A 19,456-nucleotide genomic window follows, 5' to 3' on the forward strand; every position below is an offset into this window, starting at 1 on the left:
AATTGCATTGAAATTTGTTTATAATAGCTCACGGAATTTACCAGTGAGATTGTTATGCTGACCATCGTTCAAGAAGCGCTAACCTTCGATGATGTCTTATTACTTCCTGCCTACTCTACTGTTCTCCCAAAAGATGTCTCTTTAAAGACACGTTTAACTCGCGGCATTCATTTAAATATCCCATTAGTTTCAGCTGCAATGGATACAGTGACTGAGTCACGTATGGCGATTGCGATGTCACAAAATGGTGGTATCGGGATTTTGCATAAAAACATGGATATTGCTGCTCAAGCTGCAGAAGTACGCCGTGTAAAGAAATTCGAAGCGGGTATGGTGAAAGACCCTATCACTGTAACGCCTGAAACTACAGTACGTGAACTGATTGCAATTACCACTGCTAATAACATTAGCGGTGTACCTGTTGTTAAAGACGGCAAGGTTGTTGGTATTGTGACAGGCCGTGATACGCGTTTTGAAACTAATTTAGAACAACCTGTTAGCAACATCATGACAGGTCAAGATCGTTTAGTCACTGTACGTGAAGGCGAGTCTAAAGAAAATATTCAAGCATTATTGCAAAAACACCGTATTGAAAAAGTCTTGGTCGTTGGCGAGAGCAATGAACTTAAAGGCTTAATTACAGTGACTGACTTCCGCAAAGCTGAAAGCTATCCAAACAGTTGTAAAGATGACCTTGGCCGTTTACGTGTTGGTGCTGCGGTAGGTACAGGTGCTGATACACCAAGTCGTGTGGAAGCATTGGTTGAAGCTGGTGTTGACGTCATTGTTGTTGATACAGCACACGGTCACTCAGCTGGTGTAATTGAACGTGTACGTTGGGTGAAACAAAACTTCCCTCAAGTACAAGTGATTGGTGGAAACATTGCAACTGGTGATGCTGCATTAGCATTATTAGATGCAGGTGCAGATGCTGTAAAAGTAGGTATTGGTCCTGGTTCTATCTGTACAACACGTATTGTGGCAGGTATTGGTATGCCACAAATTTCTGCGATTGACAGCGTTGCTAGCGCACTAAAAGATCAAATTCCTTTAATTGCAGATGGCGGTATCCGCTTCTCTGGCGATATGGCAAAAGCGATCGGTGCGGGTGCAAGTACGATCATGGTTGGTTCATTACTTGCAGGTACTGAAGAAGCGCCGGGCGAAGTTGAGTTTTTCCAAGGTCGTTACTACAAAGCATATCGTGGTATGGGTTCATTAGGTGCAATGGCGGGAGCAACTGGTTCTGCTGACCGTTATTTCCAAGATTCAAAAGCGGGTGCTGAGAAGTTAGTACCAGAAGGAATCGAAGGCCGTGTTCCATATAAAGGCCCAATGGGTAACATCGTTCATCAAATGATGGGTGGTTTACGTTCATCGATGGGTTATACCGGTTCAGCTGTGATTGAAGATCTTCGCCAAAATGCGAAATTTGTGAAAATTACTTCAGCAGGTATGTCTGAGTCACATGTTCACGATGTAACGATTACTAAAGAAGCTCCAAACTATCGTGTTGGTTAGATTTTGGTAACCAAAACAATGAAGAAAGCCGTCATTACACTGACGGCTTTTTGTTTTTGGTGTAAAGTAAATCCGAGAAAAGAAATATGGCGGAATTGCCATATATGAAGTGAGCCACCGCTGAAGTGGCGTAAGAATGAGATAAGCTATGAGTTATTTTGGAACGGATGGTATTCGTGGAAAATTTGGGCAAATGCCTATTACTCCAGAGTTTGCTTTAAAACTCGGTTTTGCTGCAGGGAAGGTATTAAAACGAACGAGTCAAAAAAATAAACCACTCGTTGTATTAGGAAAAGACACTCGTTTATCTGGCTACATTTTAGAATCTGCTTTGCAGGCGGGCTTAAACGCTGCTGGCGTATATGTTCATTTACTTGGTCCATTACCAACACCAGCCATTGCACACCTTACTCGTGCTTTGCATGCACATGCAGGTATTGTTATTTCTGCATCGCATAATCCATATTATGATAATGGGATTAAATTCTTCTCAAGTGAAGGCAAAAAATTACCGGATTCGTTACAAGAAGAAATTAACCGCGAATTAGAAAAAGATTTATTCATTGAGGACACTGCAAACTTAGGTAAAAGTGTTCGTGTAAATGATGCAAATGGTCGCTATATTGAATTCTGTAAATCTACATTCCCTTATCACTTTGATTTAAATAATTTAAAGATTGTGTTGGACTGTGCTCATGGCGCTGCATATAGCGTTGGGCCTTCAGTTTTCCGTGAGTTAGGGGCAAAAGTTGTTGCTTTATATAATGAACCAGATGGCTTAAATATTAATGAGAGCTGTGGTTCAACACATCCTGAACACTTACAAAAAGCAGTAGTTGAGCACGAAGCAGATTTAGGTATTGCCTTTGATGGCGATGCTGACCGTGTTGTGATGGTTGATAAGTTTGGTAACCTAATTGATGGCGACCATATTTTATATATTTTGGCGACTCAAGCTCAAAATAAGCCAGCGGGTATTGTTGGTACTGTCATGAGTAATATGGCACTTGAAGTTGCACTTGAGAAAGCAAACGTTAACTTTGTTCGTGCAAAAGTCGGTGACCGCTATGTATTACAGGCTTTAGAAGAAAATGGTTGGGTGATAGGTGGCGAACCTTCTGGTCATATTCTAACTTTAGACAAGAGTACGACTGGTGATGCTATTATCGCCGCTCTTCAAGTTTTAACTGTGATGGTCGAGCAAAATAAGGCTCTTCATGAATTGGTTCAAGACTTTAAATTATTCCCACAAGTTCTTTTGAACGTACGTTTAGAACAAATGCTTGATCCGTATTCTATTCCGGCATTGGTTACTGAATTTGATAAAGCAGAAGCACAGCTCAAAGGCCGTGGACGTATCTTGATTCGTAAGTCTGGAACAGAGCCTGTGATTCGTGTCATGGTTGAAGGTGATGATGAGCAAGAGGTGAAAGCTTTAGCTCAGCATTTAGCAGATTCAGTTCGTTCACAAGCACAAGTCGCATAAGGTGCATGACATGAGTGATGTCATCAAAGATTTAAGTGAATTACGCTTAAGTTATGAGCAAGGTGAGTTGCATGAGGGGCAGGTTGAATCTAACCCTCATCAGCAGTTTCTTGGTTGGTTTAACCATGCTCTAGCAGCCAATTTGCATGAACCCTATGCAATGTCATTAGCAACTGCAAGTGCAAATGGCAGACCTCATGTTAGAACAGTTTTGTTACGTGGGGCTACAGAAGCTGGTTATGATTTTTATACGAATTATGACAGTCAGAAAGGTATTGATTTGGCAGAAAATCCATATGCCGAATTATTATTTTACTGGCCAAGTCTAGAGCGTCAGGTGCGAGTGGGTGGTCGTGTAGTTAAAATTGCTGAGCAAGAATCTACAGATTACTACCTTAAGCGACCACGTGATAGCCAGATTGCAGCGCATATCAGTACTCCCCAAAGCGGTAAAATTGAAAGCCGAGAGCTGTTACAGCAACGTTTTCAAGACTTACAACAGCAAGTTGAAAGCCGTGAAGTGCTCGATAAGCCGGAGTTCTGGGGAGGGTATCGTCTGCAACCAGATTATTATGAATTCTGGCAAGGACGACCAAATCGTTTACATGACCGCTTGAGTTATGAAAAAATCGACGGTCAATGGACGCTGCACCGACTGATGCCTTAAATGACAAAAATACAAATCAAACAAAGACCTTTATTGACACGCCCTGAACAGTTTCAGGGCGTGCCGCCGTTTATTGCCGAAATTTTGGCGAGGCGTGGAGTAGAATCTGAACAGGAATTAGAGCTAAAGCTTAAGAATTTACTTGCTCCTCAGCTCAAGGGATTAGAGACAGCTGTGGCATTAATAGATCAAGCTATTGATGCACAGAAAAAGATTGTTATTGTCGGTGACTATGATGCTGATGGAGCTACTAGTACAGCGTTAATGGTATTGGTGCTTCGTGATATGGGAGCACAAGTCGACTATTTAGTTCCAGACCGATTTAAATATGGTTATGGGCTTACCCCCGCAATTGCAGAGCTTGCACATCAAACTTATCAACCCGATTTATTAATTACAGTTGATAATGGAATTTCCAGCCATGCTGGGGTTGATACAGCCCATGCGCTGGGTATGCAAGTTATTATTACCGATCACCACTTAACAACAAAAGAAACGCCTCTAGCGGAAGCGGTGGTTAATCCAAATCAGTTAGGCTGTGATTTTCCAAGTAAGGCGCTTGCTGGTGTTGGTGTTGCATTTTATGTGCTGGCCAATTTGGCAAGTTTACGTAGCAGACAAGATAAAAGCACAAGTAAAGTCACTCAATATCTAGATTTAGTCGCTTTGGGAACTTATGCGGATGTTGCTGTATTAGATTATAACAACCGCATTTTAGTGGATGCAGGCGTGAAGCGTATTCAGCAACATCAATGTCGAGTTGGAATATTGGCACTGTTGGATATTGCTGGTCGAGAGGCGTCGTCTTTGCGTGCACAAGATCTAGGTTTTGTTTTAGGTCCGCGTATTAATGCTGCTGGGCGTATGGAGAGCATGCGAATCGGTATAGAGTGTTTATTAGCAGACTCTATGGAAACAGCTTACCCGATTGCTCAACAATTAAATCAGTTGAATATAGAGCGGCGACAAATTGAAGGAGAGATGAAGCAACAAGCTTTATCTGCTTTAGATAGCTTGCAACTCTCAAAAGAAGATATTCCCCCAGCTCTGGTGCTCTTCGAAGAAAACTGGCATCAAGGCGTGATTGGGATTGTCGCTGGGCGTTTAAAAGAACAGTTTCATCGCCCAGCTATTGTCTTTGCACCAGATGAAGATGGTGTCCATATTAAAGGATCTGCACGTTCAATTGATGGCGTGCATATTCGAGATATGATTGAACAGGTTGCTGAAAAACATTCGGAATTGGTGAGCCATTTTGGTGGACATGCGGCGGCGGCAGGTTTAACGATACGTAAAGAAAATTTTGATGCTTTTAAAACAGTGTTTACTACCTGTGTTGCAGCTATGGAAGAATCTTTGTTTCAAGCAACGCTATGGACGGATGGTGAATTACCAGCTTCGGCTTTGCAACTAGACACATTGGACTGGATAGAGCAGCTTGGGCCATGGGGGCAAAAATTCCCTTTTCCTCAGTTTGAAGGACATTTTAAAGTTGTCGATTATCGCTGGCTTAAAGAAACACATCTAAAACTTAGATTGGCTCTTGATCAATATACTTTTGATGCGATTGCTTTTAATGCCGCTGGACGATTTGAATTTAATCCTATGCGAGATGAAGTTCATTTGGTCTATGAGATTGATCGTAATGTATTTAAGGGTAATGTAAATTTACAATTGCGTATTGTGCATTTAAACCAATAAAAAAATCCGCTCATTTGAGCGGATTTTTTTATAAACTTTTAGGTAAGATTAGAAGCGGTACCCTGCACGAACACCATAAGTGTTATCGTTGTCACCGAAACCAATACGACCTTCAAGACTTACTTGTTGATTTAAGAATTTTTTAGCATTAATACCAAATTCATCTTTATCAGTTAAGTCGTTATTGTAGTAATCCACACCAAGACTTAAAGTTTTATCGATGTAGTAGTCACCACGAACTTTATATTCGTCTAGGTCACCAAACGCACCGAATGCTTCAAGGTTTACGTCATGTTGACCTACTTGAGTTACGTATTTAGCACGAACTGTTGGATCAGCGCCGTCTTTACCGTCTTTTTCGTCGTAACCTTTAACACCTAGTGCAAGTAATAAACCTGGAGCTGGTAAATAACCTACCTCAGCTGCATAAGTAGTTACTTTGCTATCAATATTGGTGTTATCAATTTCACGCTCATTACGGCCTACATCACCGCTAAGGTAGAAATCTGAGTTAGGAACATAGTATTCAACACCTACGCCATACTGAGTATCTTTAGTACCGCTGTTATCGCCATAATTGATAAGAGCGTTAACATTACTTGCACGGCTTAAAAATGCTGCTTCTGCAAGTGGAGCATTACGAGTTTGAACAGGATTAAAGTAATAAGTCCCGTCAACACCGAATTTACTTACGCTGCTACCGTTGTCTGGATCAAGATAATTGTAAGAACCACCAACTTCAGCTTGGTAAGCGTTTGCTGCGCCACTTACTGCGAGTGCAGATAAAAGAGCTGATGCAATTGCTAGTTTTTTCATGGAATCTCTCCCCTCTAAAAAGCGATTTTATAAATGTTTTGTTACAACTTTTAGTCTAGAGGAAAATCGGGTAGCGTCAATCTTGCACAAGTAACCGCACTGTAACTATGTGCTTTTTTTGTAAATATGTTTAAATTAAGTATTTGATTTTAAAGTATAAAAATAGAATGTTTAATTTTATTAAAATTGAGGAGATTTTGTGTAGATCATAAAAAATGCTGTAAAAGTACCCAATTTTGTATGAGGATGTTACCGGTTAAGCTTAAAATGAACTGAAGAAAATTTAGAAATTAGATGAGTGAAATATAAGGAGAAATACAAAGCAGGTTCGAAGATAACCGCAGCTATGCTAAAATAATTGACTGTTTATCTGCTCTTATGGGAACACTCGCGTGGAAATTAATCCTTATCTAAACCAATTGAAAGACTTAACTGATCGTAGCCAAACACTACGGGGGTATCTTTGACTACGATCTGAAAAAAGAGCGTTTAGAAGAAGTTTTACGTGAGTTAGAAGACCCTGCGATTTGGAATGATCAAAGCCGTGCTCAGGCGATGGCGAAAGAAAAAGGCGAACTAGAAAACGTTATTAATGTATTGGATGGGTTGTCAACACAACTTGAAGATGCAAAAGCGATGTTAGATTTGGCTGTAGAAGCTGATGATGAAAGCTTGCTTGAAGATGTTCAGTCAGAGCTTAGTGCTGCTGAAGATGAACTGGCTAAACTTGAATTCCGTCGTATGTTTAGTAACCCAATGGACCCGAATCCTTGCTATGTCGAGATTCAATCAGGTTCAGGCGGTACCGAAGCACAAGACTGGGCATCTATGCTATTACGTATGTATATGCGCTGGATTGAACGTCATGGCTTTAAAGCAGAGCTCATGGAAGTATCTGATGGTGACGTAGCTGGTATTAAATCTGCAACAATTCGTGTTGAAGGTGAATATGCCTATGGTTGGTTACGTACAGAATCTGGTGTGCACCGTTTAGTGCGTAAGTCACCATTCGACAGTGGTAACCGCCGTCATACTTCATTCTCTGCGGTATTTATTTCACCAGAAGTTGATGACAATATTGAAATTGATATTAATCCTTCTGATGTTCGTACCGATACTTACCGTGCATCTGGGGCAGGTGGTCAGCATATTAACAAAACCGATTCGGCAGTACGTTTGACCCACACTCCAACAGGTATTGTGGTGGCGTGTCAGAACCAGCGTTCGCAACATGCTAACCGTGACCACGCTTGGAAACAGTTACGTGCGCGTTTGTATGAATTGGAAATGCAAAAACGTAATGAAGCGGCTCAAGCTCTAGAAGACTCGAAGTCTGATATTGGTTGGGGAAGCCAAATTCGTTCATATGTATTAGATGATTCGCGTATTAAAGATTTACGTACGGGCGTTGAAAACTCTAATACAGGTGCTGTTCTTGATGGTGACCTTGATCGCTTTATTGAGGCGAGCTTAAAACAAGGTTTATAAGAGTCTGCTGAACTTTTAGTTTAAATACAGTTCATCTATGAATATGTAGAACTCTTGGATTTTTAGCGATTAAAACGGCAAAGCAATTCAGCCTTCGAATCTTAATCGAAAAAATGCGATATGAATATCGAAAAAAATAGATATGAATATCGCAAAAGTGCGATATGATGTTTTCGAAATGCTGAATAAAGCTTTGTTCGTTTAAAAGACGTGTTGAGCCTATGGATATTGATGCAATTAGCAAAGCCCTTTCCAATCCGCTACGTCGGCAGATTTTGCAATGGTTGAAAGAACCTGCGCATTATTTGCCAGTGGAAGAGTGTGGTGGTAGTTTTGAGAAGGGTGTTTGTGCAGGTCATATTGAACGATTGGGCAAAGTAGCACAGTCTACAATGTCGAATCATTTGTCTGTTTTACAACAGGCGGGTCTGATTCAGGTCCAAAAATATGGTCAATGGTCTTATTTTTCACGTAACGAAGCTTTGATTCAGCAATATATCGAACATTTAAAACAAACACTTTAACAATATTAAAGTGTAAGTCGAGGCGACTATGGCTGAACTCAATACTCCTTTAACGGTTGGTGATTTTGAAATCAAAAATCGATTGGTAATGGCTCCATTAACGCGTGCGCGTAGTGGTGAAAGCCGAGTACCTAATGATTTGATGGTTGAATATTATCAACAGCGTGCAAATGCTGGTCTTATTTTGACTGAAGCAACAGTGATTGGTTCAAAAACTGTAGGTTATGCAGAAACCCCAGGATTATGGTCACAAGAGCAGGCACAAGCTTGGAATAAAATTATTGAGGCAGTTCATGCTCAAGGTTCAAAAATTGTAGCTCAGCTTTGGCATGTTGGCCGTATTTCGCATCCTGAACTTTTAGATGGTGATATTCCTGTTGCACCAAGTGCAATTCAACCTGCGGGTGAAGTGAGTTTATTACGTCCTAAACGTCCGTATGTAACACCACGCGCACTTTCATTAGAAGAAGTGAAAGAGGTTGTTGCTCAATATAAAAATTCAGCAGAATTAGCTAAAGCAGCTGGTTTTGATGGTGTTGAATTACATGCAGCGAATGGTTACTTAATTGACCAATTCCTTCAAAGTAATACAAATCAACGTGATGACGAATACGGTGGTCCTGTTGAAAACCGTGCACGTTTATTATTAGAAGTCGTTGATGCATTTATTGAAGTGTGGGGCGCTGGCCGAGTAGGTGTACATATTGCACCACGTGGTGATTCACACGATATGGGTGATGAAGATCCATTAGCAACTTTTGGTTATGTTGTTGAACAACTGAGCCAACGTAACGTTGCTTTCATCTTCTCTCGTGAATACGAAGCTGCTGATAGTATTAGCCCTAAACTTCGCGAAAAATTTAATGGTGTATGGATTGCGAATGAGAACCTAACACCAGAGTCAGCAAAACGTATTTTGCGTGATGGTGAAGCTGACGCAGTATCTTTTGGTAAAGCATATATTGCCAACCCAGATCTTTTACAGCGTTTAGAGCAAGACTTACCTTTAAATGAACTTCAACCAACAACTTTATATGCAAAAGGTGCTGAAGGTTATACAGACTATCCAACGCTAGAAGCTTCGTAATTTTTTAAACTCATAATTTACTGACCTCATTCATTTATGGGTTCAGTAAATCGCTTTTCTTGTAATGGTAGAGTTTAGGTATCGAAACTCTGCCATTTTTTCTATCTATGTTATATTTTCCCCAGTTTTAAACTTTGACTATTTGAGGCAAACCGCTTGGCGACCCCATTTTGGTACAACACCGCACTCCATTTATTAAAACCTTTTTACCACTGGCGGATAAAAAAACGTGCAGAAAGCCAGGAATTATATAATCAGGAATGTCTGGAAAGATTTGGACCGTTTGAATCTCCAAAAAATGTGAGAGCAATTTGGTTCCATGCTGTTTCGGTTGGAGAAACCAATGCTGCGCAGCCTTTAATCGAGCATTATCTTAAACTCGGACAACCTGTGCTAGTTACTAATACGACTAAAACTGGGCAGGCACGTGCGAAATCATTATTTTTAAAAGCACCTTATTTAGATTTATTTCAAGCAGTTTATTTGCCTGTTGATCAAAAGCATCTTTTAAAACAATTTTTTGAATTGTATCAGCCAAAACTTTTAGCATTGGTTGAAACTGAACTTTGGCCAAATTTAATTGATCAAGCCAAGCTACAACATGTTCCTTGTTTATTGTTAAATGCACGCTTATCAGAAAAATCAGCTAAAGGTTATAGCCGAGTCTCAGGTCTAACAGCAGGAATGCTGAGACAAATTGACTGGGTGTTGGCACAAGATAATGCTACTCGCCAACGCTATGTCGAGCTTGGCTTAGATCAACAAAAAAGTCAGGTGGTTGGAAATATTAAATTTGATATTCACGCACCAGAAATATTTATAAATCAGGCAGCAAAGTTACACCAGCTATGGTATTTGGGCCAACGTAAAGTACTGACAATTGCCAGTACACATGCACCCGAAGAACAACAAATTTTGCAAGCACTTCAGCCTTATTTAAAGTCAGATCCAGAGTTAGTCTGTATTGTTGTACCTCGACATCCTGAACGTTTCGACGAAGTCTTTGAAATTTGCCAAAACCTAGATTTAATTACTCACCGTAGAAGTTTGAACCAAAGTATTCATACGAGTACACAGGTTTATCTAGCCGATAGTATGGGGGAACTTTGGTTATGGTACGCCTTAAGTCAGGTGTGTTTTGTGGGTGGTTCTTTAAATGAGCCGGGTGGTGGACATAATATTTTAGAGCCTATGGTTTTGAATGTACCGACCGTCATTGGACCTCGTTACTTTAATTTCCAAACCATTGTCGATGAATTCATTGACGAAAATGGTGTACTCATTACCCAAGACGCTGAGCAAGTTGTGGCAATCTGGATGGCATGTTTAGCTGAACCTGATCAGGCTCAACAAGTAGTAGAACAAGCACATAAAGTCTTACAACGTAACCAAGGTTCATTGCAAAAACATATTGGCGTAATTAATCGGTATTTGGCCGACAAACCATGAATATCGTTTTACTAGAGCCTGAAGATATTCAGTCAGACACGTGGTTAATTCACTCAAAGCGCCAATTACAACATTTACGTGAACATCTTGATATTACGGTTGGCCAAAATCTAAAAGTTGGTGTTCGTAATGGCGCACGTTATACCACTGAAATTATGTCGATTAACGAGCAAGAAGTTTGTATACGACCTATTCGTGAAGAAGCTGTCCCTACAAAACTTCCGGTTCATTTAATTGTGGCTTTACCAAGACCCAAAGTTTTACGCCGTTTAATTATGGATAGTGTGACTTTAGGGGTGGAAAGAATTAGTTTGATTCATAGTTATCGCGTAGATAAAAGCTATTGGCAAACTCCATTTTTGCAACAACTCGATAACTATGTGACTTTAGGACTCGAGCAAGCAGGTGACACGATTGTTCCTGAAATTCACCTGTACAAACGCTTTAAACCTTTTGTTGAAGACGTTCTGCCAAGCTTGATCTCCAAAGAAACACCAGCCTATGTGGCTCACCCTTATGCCGAGCAGAGCATGCCCGTTAATATTCCACATGCTTGTAGTATCGTCGTTGGGCCTGAAGGTGGCTTTATTCCCTATGAAGTTGATTTGCTCATAAAAAACGGCTGCCAAGCTGTGAGCTTAGGCAACCGTATTTTAAGAACTGAAACGTCTATTTCTTATATTTTAGGTCGTTTATTTAGTTGATGCTTCAGGGTTTAAAAGTGGCTGATTTGCTGCCATTTTTAATTCCTGAATTGGGTAAGGAATATTAATTCCGTTCGCATTAAAAGCTTGTTTGACCTGAGCTTGAATGGTGCTCGTAGACGACGAAATATCAGTTTCAGTCGTATCAACCCACCAGCGTACAGTCAGGTTAACCGAGAAATCTGCTAACGCTGTAACGTTAACTGAGAAGGCTGGCTGACTCAGTACATTTCGGTCATTGTTAAGAATATCTAAAATAATCTGCTTAGCTTTTTGTTCGTCATCGTCATATCCAATTCCGACTACAAACTCACAACGTCGTTGTTGATAAGCAGTATTTACCGTTAAAGCACTCGTATAAACAGTTGCGTTTGGAATAACAATTCGACGACCATCTGGCGAGCGCAAGAATGTTGCACGAATTTGAATATCTTCAACAGTTCCTTCAAGGGAATTGACAACAATCGAATCACCAATACGGAATGGTTCGCTTAATAAGATTAAGATGCCTGACAATAAGTTTTGAAAGATATCTTTAAATGCAAAACCAATAGCGACAGAACCAATTCCAAGAGCACTCATGAGTTGCCCTGGTGTAAACCCTGGAATCATAATGACGAGAGCAATTAAGAAACCAAAGAATAAAATTGTTGTACTGCCTACACGGTTTAAGACCAAAACTAGGTTTTGGCGCGTGTAAGAACGGTTTTCTAAGGTTTTACGAACAAAGAACTTAAATAATTTGGTCAGTAGCCAAAAAATAATAAAAACGATAATCGCAATACATATATAAGGCACACGTTCCCAGAAGCTATCCACGATTTTGTCGATAGTGGTATAGGCATCATGATACTTTTCAGTATGGGCTAAAACCGTTTGAGTGGTTTTAGTGCCCGCTTCTTGCAAAAGTTCGCCTGTATTTTTTGCGACATCCGTTAAGGATTTTTGTTCATCAGCCACGGCAAGTCTCAATTAAAAAAATTTATGAAAGCGATTTTCGGCTTTCATCATAGTAGGAGATAAAATGTGCGCCTACTATAATGAGTTCATCTAAATAATAAAGTGTTTTTTAATTAAAAGTATTCCGTTCCTTTTTGTAAGATTTGTGTCGGTGTTTCTAAGGTATCAGTCCCTGAGAAATAATAAAAAATTCCTGCTGTTGAAATAAGGCTAACTAAAATAGCGACTAAAATAAGCCAAGCCATCAGTTTTTCTATAAACGTTGCTGGTCGAACAGGACCGTATTCGTTTGGACCTGCTGTACCTGAGGCAAGCAGTAAATAAATCATAAAAAAGAACTGAACAACTGGAATGAACAATAGCAATCCCATCCAGCCACTCTTATTTAGATCGTGCAAACGTCGAACAACGAGAACAATATTTAAATAAATTAAAAATAGCGAAAAAACCCAGACTACCAAGGCACTGGCTCCAGAAAGAGAGCTATAAAATTCAAAATTAAATAAATTGCTTGAAAGCTGAAAACTTCCAAGAAATGAAGCCAAAATGAAATAGCCCAAGAGGGTGACTAAATAAATCAGTCCATAACCACCTAAGTAGCTCATACGATTAAAACGTCCATGAATTGAAAACGGACTATCTTTAAAAGGGAGCTGAGGTGGGCGTGAGGAGCTTGTTTGGGCAAACATATTATTTTATTCCTGTGTTGCGTATGAGAGACAAAATAATCTTTGTTGATGATCAAAACCATCAAATCTTGCAAAAATTATAAAAGTAAAAGCTATAGACAAATGTTTTAAATCAACTTAATTTTATAAAAATGTTCACAATTTCGTGTGCTTGAGTAAGTGATCAATATATGACCAAAGTCGGATTGTTTAGACTTTGAAAGAGTCATCATACTGCAAAGGCATGCAAATAAGATCCAGTAAAATAATAGCCACAGTCTCGAGATGGGATGCACAAGATCAAGGAAGTTGCGTATGAATGAGATCTATCCAGTACCAGAGGAATTTAAAAAAACAGCTCGTACTGTTGAAGCAGACTACTTTAAACGTTATCAACACTCTATCGAGAACCCAGATGAATTCTGGGCAGAGCAAGCTAAAATTGTCGATTGGATAAAGCCATTTACCCAAGTTAAAAATACGAGTTTTGACAAAGACAATTTCAAGATCGAATGGTTTGCCGATGGTGAGTTGAACGTATCAGCAAACTGCCTCGACAGGCATCTTAAAGAACACCCTCATAAACCTGCAATTATTTGGGAAGGGGACCATCCTTCTCGCCATAAGATCGTTTCTTATAAAGAATTACACGACGAAGTCTGCCGCTTTGCCAACGTTTTAAAGAAATATGGTATTGGTAAAGGTGACCGCGTTGTGCTGTATATGCCGATGGTCACTGAGGCTGCGATTGCCATGTTAGCCTGTGCCCGTATTGGTGCTGTTCACTGCGTGGTATTTGGTGGGTTCTCGCCAGACTCTTTAGCAAGCCGTATTGAAGATAGCCAAGCTAAACTGGTGATTACCGCAGACTCAAGTCTACGTGCTGGAAAACTATTACCACTCAAAGAAAATGTCGATTTGGCTCTAGAGTTGCCGGGCACAGAGTGTGTTGAAAATGTAGTTGTGGTTTACCGTAATGCGAACCCGATTGAAATGAAGCCGGGACGTGATTTGTGGTATCACCTCATTATTATGGAGGTTGATGCAAACTGTCCTCCAGAACCGATGAAGGCTGAAGACCCATTATTTATTCTCTATACCTCGGGTTCGACAGGTAAACCAAAAGGTGTTCTACATACCACAGGTGGTTATTTAGTCTATGTAACAAGTACCTTTAAAGAGGTCTTTGATTTAAAACAAGATGATGTTTACTGGTGTACGGCCGATGTAGGCTGGATTACAGGTCATAGTTATTTGATCTATGGCCCACTTGCGAATGGTACCACGACCTTAATGTTTGAAGGTGTACCTCAATATCCAACATGGGCACGTCTTGGTCATGTGGTCGATAAGCACAAAGTCTCTATTTTATATACGGCCCCAACCGCGATTCGCGCCATGATGCGAGAAGGGGATTCGTTTGTACGTGAAAGTAACCGTAGCAGCCTGCGTTTACTTGGTTCGGTCGGTGAGCCTATTAACCCTGAAGCTTGGAATTGGTACTACAACGTTGTTGGTGAAGGTCGCTGCCCGATTGTTGATACATGGTGGCAAACCGAAACAGGCGGTATTTTGATTGCTCCATTGCCGGGAGCAACAGCTTTAAAACCGGGTTCTGCAACACGTCCGTTATTTGGTGTTCAACCTGCCATTGTAGATGGTGAAGGCAAAGAGCTAGAAGGTGCGGCCGAAGGTAATCTGGTGATTAAAGATTCATGGCCGGGCCAGATGCGTACTATTTGGGGTGATCCTGATCGCTTTATCGAGGCGTATTTCTCAACCTTTAAAAATACCTATTTTACAGGTGATGGTGCTCGTCGTGATGAAGACGGCTATTACTGGATCACAGGGCGAGTTGACGATGTCTTGAACGTTTCAGGCCACCGTTTAGGTACTGCTGAAATTGAAAGTGCTCTGGTGTCACATGAAGCCGTGGCAGAAGCTGCGGTGGTGGGTATGCCTCATGATATTAAAGGACAAGGTATTTGTACTTTTGTGACTCTACAAGCGGGTGTTCCAGAGTCGGAAGAACTGCGTAAAGAGTTAATCAACTGGGTACGTAAAGTACTCGGGCCAGTAGCTTCACCAGATGCACTGCATTGGGCACCAGCATTACCTAAAACGCGTTCGGGTAAAATCATGCGCCGTATTTTAAGAAAGATTGCAGCGAATGAATTAGATAGTTTAGGTGATACCTCAACTTTGGCTGAACCTGCTGTAGTAGATCAGTTAATTGCAACGGTTTATCCCGATAAGCAAAACTAATTTTAAAAAAGCCCCATTTGGGGCTTTTTTATTAAGCTTTATTAAGAGTTTGCTAAAAAATCAGTAGTATTTTGTACATTCGCAAATGTACTAAGCGCAGTTAAAAAAGCTGTTTGTACATCTTCAGCTTTTACAGTTTTTCCATTATGGCTTAAATCACGAGTTGCCGTTGCATCTGCAATCAAGATGGGTTGATAGCCCAGTTCTTTGGCTGCGCGTGTGCCTGAATCAATACACATGTGAGTCATCATGCCTGTAATCACGAGTTGCTCAATTTGATGTGCTTTTAAAAGCTCATCTAAATTGGTTTCTAAAAAACTGTTTGGATAGTGCTTTGTTACGATTAATGAATCACTGCCAGCACTGAGTTCAGGGTGAAGTAAAACCCCATCCGTATTTTCTTGGAAGAAACTCGCTTGTGGCGGGTTAATATGTTGCACATAAATGATTGGCAAGTTTTTCTCGCTAAAATATTGTTCGAGTTGTTTTATTTTTTCTAGCGCTTGCTCTGGCCCAACCAATTCCATTTTGCCATTTTTAAAATAATCATTTTGTACATCGATAATTAATAGTGCTTGTTTCATGAGATCACTCTTGTTGATATGAGATAAAACAAGATTATTCTCTGACCGTAAAATCGGCTATAGTCAGATGAAAGCATTACCGCCAGTTTTCTTTCGCCATGAAAAATGAATATTGAATTAGACCCGATTGATCTAAAAATTATTGCATTGCTTAAACAGGATTCTCGACTAACCAATAAAGAAATTGGACAGCGAGTTCACCGGACAGGGCAGGCAGTGGGTGCTCGAATTGCTCAGTTAATGGATGCTGGTGTCATCAAAAATTATACGATTGCCGTGCAATATTCGCATAAACAATTTATTCATTTGCATTTAAATGAACAACGCGCATTTGAAGAAATTGAAAATTTGGTTAAGCAATATGAACAAATAGATGAATGCTTTAAAGTTATGGGCAATGCTTGCTATATGATTGTGAGTCATTTTGAACCCGCAGCATTAAATGAATTTATCGAGAAACTTTCAAAATGGTGCCGTTATTCGGTTGAAACAGTGATTCGAGAAGTCGAGAAATCTTAAAAAATAAAGGCTCCAAGCCGAGTCTTGGAGCCAATAAGTCTTTATTTTTAATTTATTGTTTTTATTGTCTTGCGCTGCTTTAAATGAAGTTTTTTAGGCTGATTTCGCTTGAATTTCTATCTCCTTTTCTTGTTGAAGTTCTAATTGGCGAACGAGTGGTAGAACTTTTTCCCCAAAATATTCTACTTCTTCAATGAAATGTAAGAATCCAGAAAGAATCAAATCAACACCTACATTTTTAAGTGCGACAATACGCTCTGCAATTTGCTGCGGTGTACCTATTAAATTGGTTTTAAAGCCATCGTTATATTGCACTAAATCTTCAAAACTTGATTTTGCCCAGTTACCTTGTTGCTCTGGAGAAGCTGCACCTGCTTCACGTGTTGCATCGCCAAACGCATTTACGGCTTCAGTGTTGGCTTTATCAATAATTTCTTGAAGTACCGCTTTTGCTTCTTCTTCGGTATCTCTAGCAATAATGAACGCATTTACACCAATTTTGACCTGATGGTTATTGGCTTTCGCTTTAGTGCGAATGTCTTCGACTTGTTTTTGAATTTCCTCTACGGTATTACCGTTGGTGAAATACCAGTCAGATACGCGTGAAGCCATGTCACGTGCAGCACGTGAGCTGCCGCCTTGAAACACTTCAATATGAGGCTTTTGCAGAGGTTTTGGTTTAAGTGTGTAGTTTTGGAATTGATAGTATTTACCATCGAAACTATAGTTATCGGTGGTCCAGATTCCTTTTAACGTACGAATAAATTCTTCAGAGCGGACGTAGCGTTGATCATGCTCTGGCCACTCTTCACCAATCGCATCAAACTCTCCTCTAAACCAACCACTCACCACATTAATGGCAATACGGCCTTCGGTTAGATAATCGATTGTTGCAAGTTGCTTAGCTGCGAGTGCCGGTTTCCAGGGGCCGGGCAGAATAGCTGCAATCACCTTAAGTTTTTCAGTTTTTGCCAATAATGCATGACTGAAACTTACTGATTCATGTTGGTTTTCTGCTCCGTACCCCGCCGTAAAACGAATTTGAGTGAGCGCATATTCAAAACCATTTTTTTCGGCAGCCTGTGCAAGTCGAACATTGTAGTCATAACTCCAGTCTGTACGCTGTTCGATGTTACTTACTACAAGGCCACCGCTTACATTTGGTACCCAATAAGCAAATTTAATAGGTTGTTGTAATTGCGTCATGGTTTGCTCCCCCAATTCGTATTTTTATTTAGCGATATTGCACTTAGGCAACATGCGTTGTTAATGATTTGCCAGACTTGTGATGCAAGCGGGACTCTGCCGCATCAAGATCAGGTACAGCCGCTGAAGGTAATACTTCTTCTTGCTCAATTTGCTTGTTAATACCAAGCTCTTGATTTGCTTGCTGAGTCTTAGATTTGACTACTTCAGCACGTTCACCTTTCGCTGGTGCCCATTCTAAAATTGGCAATGCACGTGCCACGGCTAACGTAATACGATCTGATAATTGCTCGCTTTTCACCGTGTATTCAGGTGTAAAGTCACGATCAGTTGCATATACGCCGATTGGTAAAGTTTGTGCTTGGAAGAAGCTGAACAATGGACGAAGTTGATGTTCAAGTACCAGTGCATGACGATCACTACCGCCTGATGCTGCTAAAAGTACAGGCACATCGACCAATGCAGTTTGTTCAACAAAATCGAAGAAATGTTTGAAAAGACCCGTAAAAGATGCACGGTAAACTGGTGTACCTACAATTAAAGCATCAGCTGCTTCAACCGCTGCAAGATCATCTTGCACGCGCTGTGGAAGTTGGTTGCGATAAAATGCACCGCCTAATAAAGGCCCAATTTCGCTTAATTTAATAAAATGAACTTTAATATCGGTTGCTTCGGATAACTCATCAAGAATGGCTTGAACCAGACTTTCCGTTTTAGATGGGGTATTTAAGCCACCAGAAACAGCAACAATATTCAAAGGTTTTGGTGATGTGATACCAGTCATAATTTGGTTCCTAAGCCTAAAACAAGAGATTGGACTTATTAATCAACAACGACGGCGAACTGTAAAATAACGAAATTGGTCAACCTTATCAGTTTTAAATATAAAAGATAAATAGTGGATTTTTATACTTTATTTCTCTATTAAGTTACTGTTTTTATTTTATATAATTATTGGTGATATATTTTTTATAATAAAAAGTAAGCTTATATAAAAAACAGATTAATTTTGATTAAATGTTAAAAAACATCTGAAAATTTTAGCTAAGTTCTGCATTTATCATCATTTTGCATAAAAATGGATAAGATGAACGTATCTTTCAACTAAATAGTAGGGTTACAATAGGCCATACTTATGCTCAAGATTACTTTAATCGCTTATGAATATTTTAATCGTTGATGATCATCCTTTGTTTCGTCATGCTTTAATTCAAGCAGTACGTTATAGCCTGCCACAGGCACAAATTCATGAAACAGCTTCGGTTGATGAGTTTTATGAGCGTTTGGAAAATGGGGCAGAACCTGATCTAGTATTACTCGATTTAAATTTACCGGGTGCTTCAGGCTTTTCTGCTCTAGTCTATGTACGAGCACAGTATCCAGCTATTCCAATTATTGTGGTTTCTGCACATGAAGAAACTTCAATTATTCAGCGTGCGATTGCACATGGCGCGATGGGTTATATTCCTAAATCTGCTCATCCAAGTCATATTGGTGAAGCGATTCGTCAAGTATTAGAAGGTGAAATCTGGTTACCACCTAATTTGCCACCTAACCTTAATCTTGATCCGAGAGCGGCAGATGAAACTGCTTTAGCTGAACGTATTCAATCTTTAACACCACAGCAATTCCGTGTTTTGATGATGGTTGCGGAAGGTTTGCTTAATAAACAGATTGCTTATGAACTTGATGTTTCGGAAGCAACAATTAAAGCCCATGTGACAGCAATCTTTAGAAAATTAGGTGTGCAAAACCGTACACAAGCCGTATTGGCCATTAATGCATTAAATATTGAAGATAAGAAAATCTAA

18 protein-coding genes are annotated in these 19,456 nt (G+C 40.0%); 12 read left to right on the forward strand and 6 right to left on the reverse strand.

The features are described 5' to 3' along the window. Positions 1 to 54 precede the first annotated feature (54 nt). The 4 genes from guaB to recJ all read left to right on the forward strand — a co-directional run bounded on the left by guaB (position 55) and on the right by recJ (position 5,375). A complete protein-coding gene (gene guaB, locus F886_RS01730; RefSeq protein WP_004790042.1) occupies positions 55 to 1,521 on the forward strand; it encodes an IMP dehydrogenase in 1,467 nt (488 codons plus the stop codon). Positions 1,522 to 1,669: 148 nt separating this feature from the next. After that, a complete protein-coding gene (gene glmM / locus F886_RS01735) occupies positions 1,670 to 3,007 on the forward strand; it encodes a phosphoglucosamine mutase (protein ID WP_005300649.1) in 1,338 nt (445 codons plus the stop codon). 10 nt (positions 3,008 to 3,017) lie between these two features. Next, the gene (pdxH, locus tag F886_RS01740; RefSeq protein WP_005300651.1) at positions 3,018 to 3,674 is read left to right on the forward strand and encodes a pyridoxamine 5'-phosphate oxidase; all 657 of its coding nucleotides are present in this window, start codon (positions 3,018 to 3,020) and stop codon (positions 3,672 to 3,674) included. Further along, the gene (gene recJ, locus F886_RS01745) at positions 3,675 to 5,375 is read left to right on the forward strand and encodes a single-stranded-DNA-specific exonuclease RecJ (RefSeq protein ID WP_005300654.1); all 1,701 of its coding nucleotides are present in this window, start codon (positions 3,675 to 3,677) and stop codon (positions 5,373 to 5,375) included. It begins immediately after the preceding gene. A gap of 48 nt (positions 5,376 to 5,423) precedes the next feature. On the opposite strand, the gene F886_RS01750 is transcribed toward recJ, so the two are convergent. Beyond that, positions 5,424 to 6,191 (reverse strand): putative porin, encoded by a 768-nt coding sequence (locus F886_RS01750; protein ID WP_004790036.1) that lies wholly within the window; start codon positions 6,189 to 6,191, stop codon positions 5,424 to 5,426. Between the two features lie 392 nt (positions 6,192 to 6,583). On the opposite strand from F886_RS01750, the gene prfB reads away from it, so the two are divergent. From prfB to F886_RS01775, 5 genes are all read left to right on the forward strand, one after another. Next, positions 6,584 to 7,679 (forward strand): peptide chain release factor 2 gene (prfB, locus tag F886_RS01755; RefSeq protein ID WP_107880456.1). Its coding sequence is split into 2 segments (ribosomal slippage): positions 6,584 to 6,655 and positions 6,657 to 7,679, totalling 1,095 coding nucleotides; the frame shifts between segments, so codons are not numbered across the junction. A 221-nt stretch (positions 7,680 to 7,900) separates the two neighbouring features. Continuing rightward, entirely contained in the window at positions 7,901 to 8,203 is a 303-nt protein-coding gene (locus F886_RS01760; protein WP_002121891.1) for an ArsR/SmtB family transcription factor, read from the forward strand. A 28-nt stretch (positions 8,204 to 8,231) separates the two neighbouring features. Continuing rightward, complete coding sequence (locus F886_RS01765; RefSeq protein WP_005300658.1) at positions 8,232 to 9,290, forward strand: alkene reductase; 1,059 nt, start codon at positions 8,232 to 8,234, stop codon at positions 9,288 to 9,290. A gap of 156 nt (positions 9,291 to 9,446) precedes the next feature. Next, entirely contained in the window at positions 9,447 to 10,739 is a 1,293-nt protein-coding gene (locus F886_RS01770; RefSeq protein WP_005300660.1) for a 3-deoxy-D-manno-octulosonic acid transferase, read from the forward strand. Further along, entirely contained in the window at positions 10,736 to 11,443 is a 708-nt protein-coding gene (locus F886_RS01775) for a 16S rRNA (uracil(1498)-N(3))-methyltransferase (RefSeq protein WP_005300661.1), read from the forward strand. Before F886_RS01770 ends, F886_RS01775 begins: the two co-directional genes overlap by 4 nt. Here F886_RS01775 and F886_RS01780 read toward each other — a convergent pair. Together F886_RS01780 and F886_RS01785 are read right to left on the reverse strand one after the other, a co-directional pair. Beyond that, the gene (locus F886_RS01780) at positions 11,432 to 12,403 is read right to left on the reverse strand and encodes a mechanosensitive ion channel family protein (protein ID WP_005300663.1); all 972 of its coding nucleotides are present in this window, start codon (positions 12,401 to 12,403) and stop codon (positions 11,432 to 11,434) included. The genes F886_RS01775 and F886_RS01780 overlap by 12 nt on opposite strands. Positions 12,404 to 12,516: 113 nt before the next feature. Next, on the reverse strand, positions 12,517 to 13,092 hold the full coding sequence (locus F886_RS01785; RefSeq protein ID WP_005300664.1) for a DUF805 domain-containing protein: 576 nt from the start codon (positions 13,090 to 13,092) through the stop codon (positions 12,517 to 12,519). A gap of 294 nt (positions 13,093 to 13,386) precedes the next feature. Between F886_RS01785 and acs the strand changes: the two genes are divergently transcribed. Continuing rightward, a complete protein-coding gene (gene acs, locus F886_RS01790; RefSeq protein WP_005300666.1) occupies positions 13,387 to 15,336 on the forward strand; it encodes an acetate--CoA ligase in 1,950 nt (649 codons plus the stop codon). Between the two features lie 41 nt (positions 15,337 to 15,377). Here acs and F886_RS01795 read toward each other — a convergent pair whose 3' ends face one another. After that, positions 15,378 to 15,920: a cysteine hydrolase family protein gene (locus F886_RS01795; protein ID WP_005300668.1), complete on the reverse strand. Its 543-nt coding sequence runs from the start codon at positions 15,918 to 15,920 to the stop codon at positions 15,378 to 15,380. Between the two features lie 105 nt (positions 15,921 to 16,025). On the opposite strand from F886_RS01795, the gene F886_RS01800 reads away from it, so the two are divergent. Beyond that, a complete protein-coding gene (locus F886_RS01800) occupies positions 16,026 to 16,439 on the forward strand; it encodes an Lrp/AsnC family transcriptional regulator (RefSeq protein ID WP_005066843.1) in 414 nt (137 codons plus the stop codon). Between the two features lie 93 nt (positions 16,440 to 16,532). Here F886_RS01800 and sfnG read toward each other — a convergent pair whose 3' ends face one another. Together sfnG and msuE are read right to left on the reverse strand one after the other, a co-directional pair. Continuing rightward, a complete protein-coding gene (gene sfnG, locus F886_RS01805; RefSeq protein ID WP_005300669.1) occupies positions 16,533 to 17,645 on the reverse strand; it encodes a dimethylsulfone monooxygenase SfnG in 1,113 nt (370 codons plus the stop codon). A gap of 43 nt (positions 17,646 to 17,688) precedes the next feature. Continuing rightward, positions 17,689 to 18,429, reverse strand: a complete 741-nt coding sequence (msuE, locus tag F886_RS01810) for an FMN reductase (RefSeq protein WP_005300671.1) — start codon at positions 18,427 to 18,429, stop codon at positions 17,689 to 17,691. Between the two features lie 376 nt (positions 18,430 to 18,805). Between msuE and F886_RS01815 the strand changes: the two genes are divergently transcribed. After that, the gene (locus F886_RS01815) at positions 18,806 to 19,456 is read left to right on the forward strand and encodes a response regulator (RefSeq protein ID WP_005300674.1); all 651 of its coding nucleotides are present in this window, start codon (positions 18,806 to 18,808) and stop codon (positions 19,454 to 19,456) included.

The organism is Acinetobacter sp. NIPH 542, assembly GCF_000369825.1.
Taxonomy (GTDB): Bacteria; Pseudomonadota; Gammaproteobacteria; order Pseudomonadales; family Moraxellaceae; genus Acinetobacter; species Acinetobacter oleivorans.

What these genes read in the sequence shown, in the direction of transcription:
- F886_RS01800 (WP_005066843.1), top strand. Translation starts at nt 16,026, where the DNA reads ATGAATATTGAATTAGACCCGATTGATCTAAAAATTATTGCATTGCTT.
- F886_RS01760 (WP_002121891.1), top strand. Translation starts at nt 7,901, where the DNA reads ATGGATATTGATGCAATTAGCAAAGCCCTTTCCAATCCGCTACGTCGG.
- msuE (WP_005300671.1), bottom strand. Translation starts at nt 18,429, where the DNA reads ATGACTGGTATCACATCACCAAAACCTTTGAATATTGTTGCTGTTTCT.
- pdxH (WP_005300651.1), top strand. Translation starts at nt 3,018, where the DNA reads ATGAGTGATGTCATCAAAGATTTAAGTGAATTACGCTTAAGTTATGAG.
- F886_RS01775 (WP_005300661.1), top strand. Translation starts at nt 10,736, where the DNA reads ATGAATATCGTTTTACTAGAGCCTGAAGATATTCAGTCAGACACGTGG.
- F886_RS01795 (WP_005300668.1), bottom strand. Translation starts at nt 15,920, where the DNA reads ATGAAACAAGCACTATTAATTATCGATGTACAAAATGATTATTTTAAA.
- F886_RS01785 (WP_005300664.1), bottom strand. Translation starts at nt 13,092, where the DNA reads ATGTTTGCCCAAACAAGCTCCTCACGCCCACCTCAGCTCCCTTTTAAA.
- guaB (WP_004790042.1), top strand. Translation starts at nt 55, where the DNA reads ATGCTGACCATCGTTCAAGAAGCGCTAACCTTCGATGATGTCTTATTA.
- glmM (WP_005300649.1), top strand. Translation starts at nt 1,670, where the DNA reads ATGAGTTATTTTGGAACGGATGGTATTCGTGGAAAATTTGGGCAAATG.
- F886_RS01750 (WP_004790036.1), bottom strand. Translation starts at nt 6,191, where the DNA reads ATGAAAAAACTAGCAATTGCATCAGCTCTTTTATCTGCACTCGCAGTA.
- F886_RS01815 (WP_005300674.1), top strand. Translation starts at nt 18,806, where the DNA reads ATGAATATTTTAATCGTTGATGATCATCCTTTGTTTCGTCATGCTTTA.
- recJ (WP_005300654.1), top strand. Translation starts at nt 3,675, where the DNA reads ATGACAAAAATACAAATCAAACAAAGACCTTTATTGACACGCCCTGAA.
- acs (WP_005300666.1), top strand. Translation starts at nt 13,387, where the DNA reads ATGAATGAGATCTATCCAGTACCAGAGGAATTTAAAAAAACAGCTCGT.
- sfnG (WP_005300669.1), bottom strand. Translation starts at nt 17,645, where the DNA reads ATGACGCAATTACAACAACCTATTAAATTTGCTTATTGGGTACCAAAT.
- F886_RS01765 (WP_005300658.1), top strand. Translation starts at nt 8,232, where the DNA reads ATGGCTGAACTCAATACTCCTTTAACGGTTGGTGATTTTGAAATCAAA.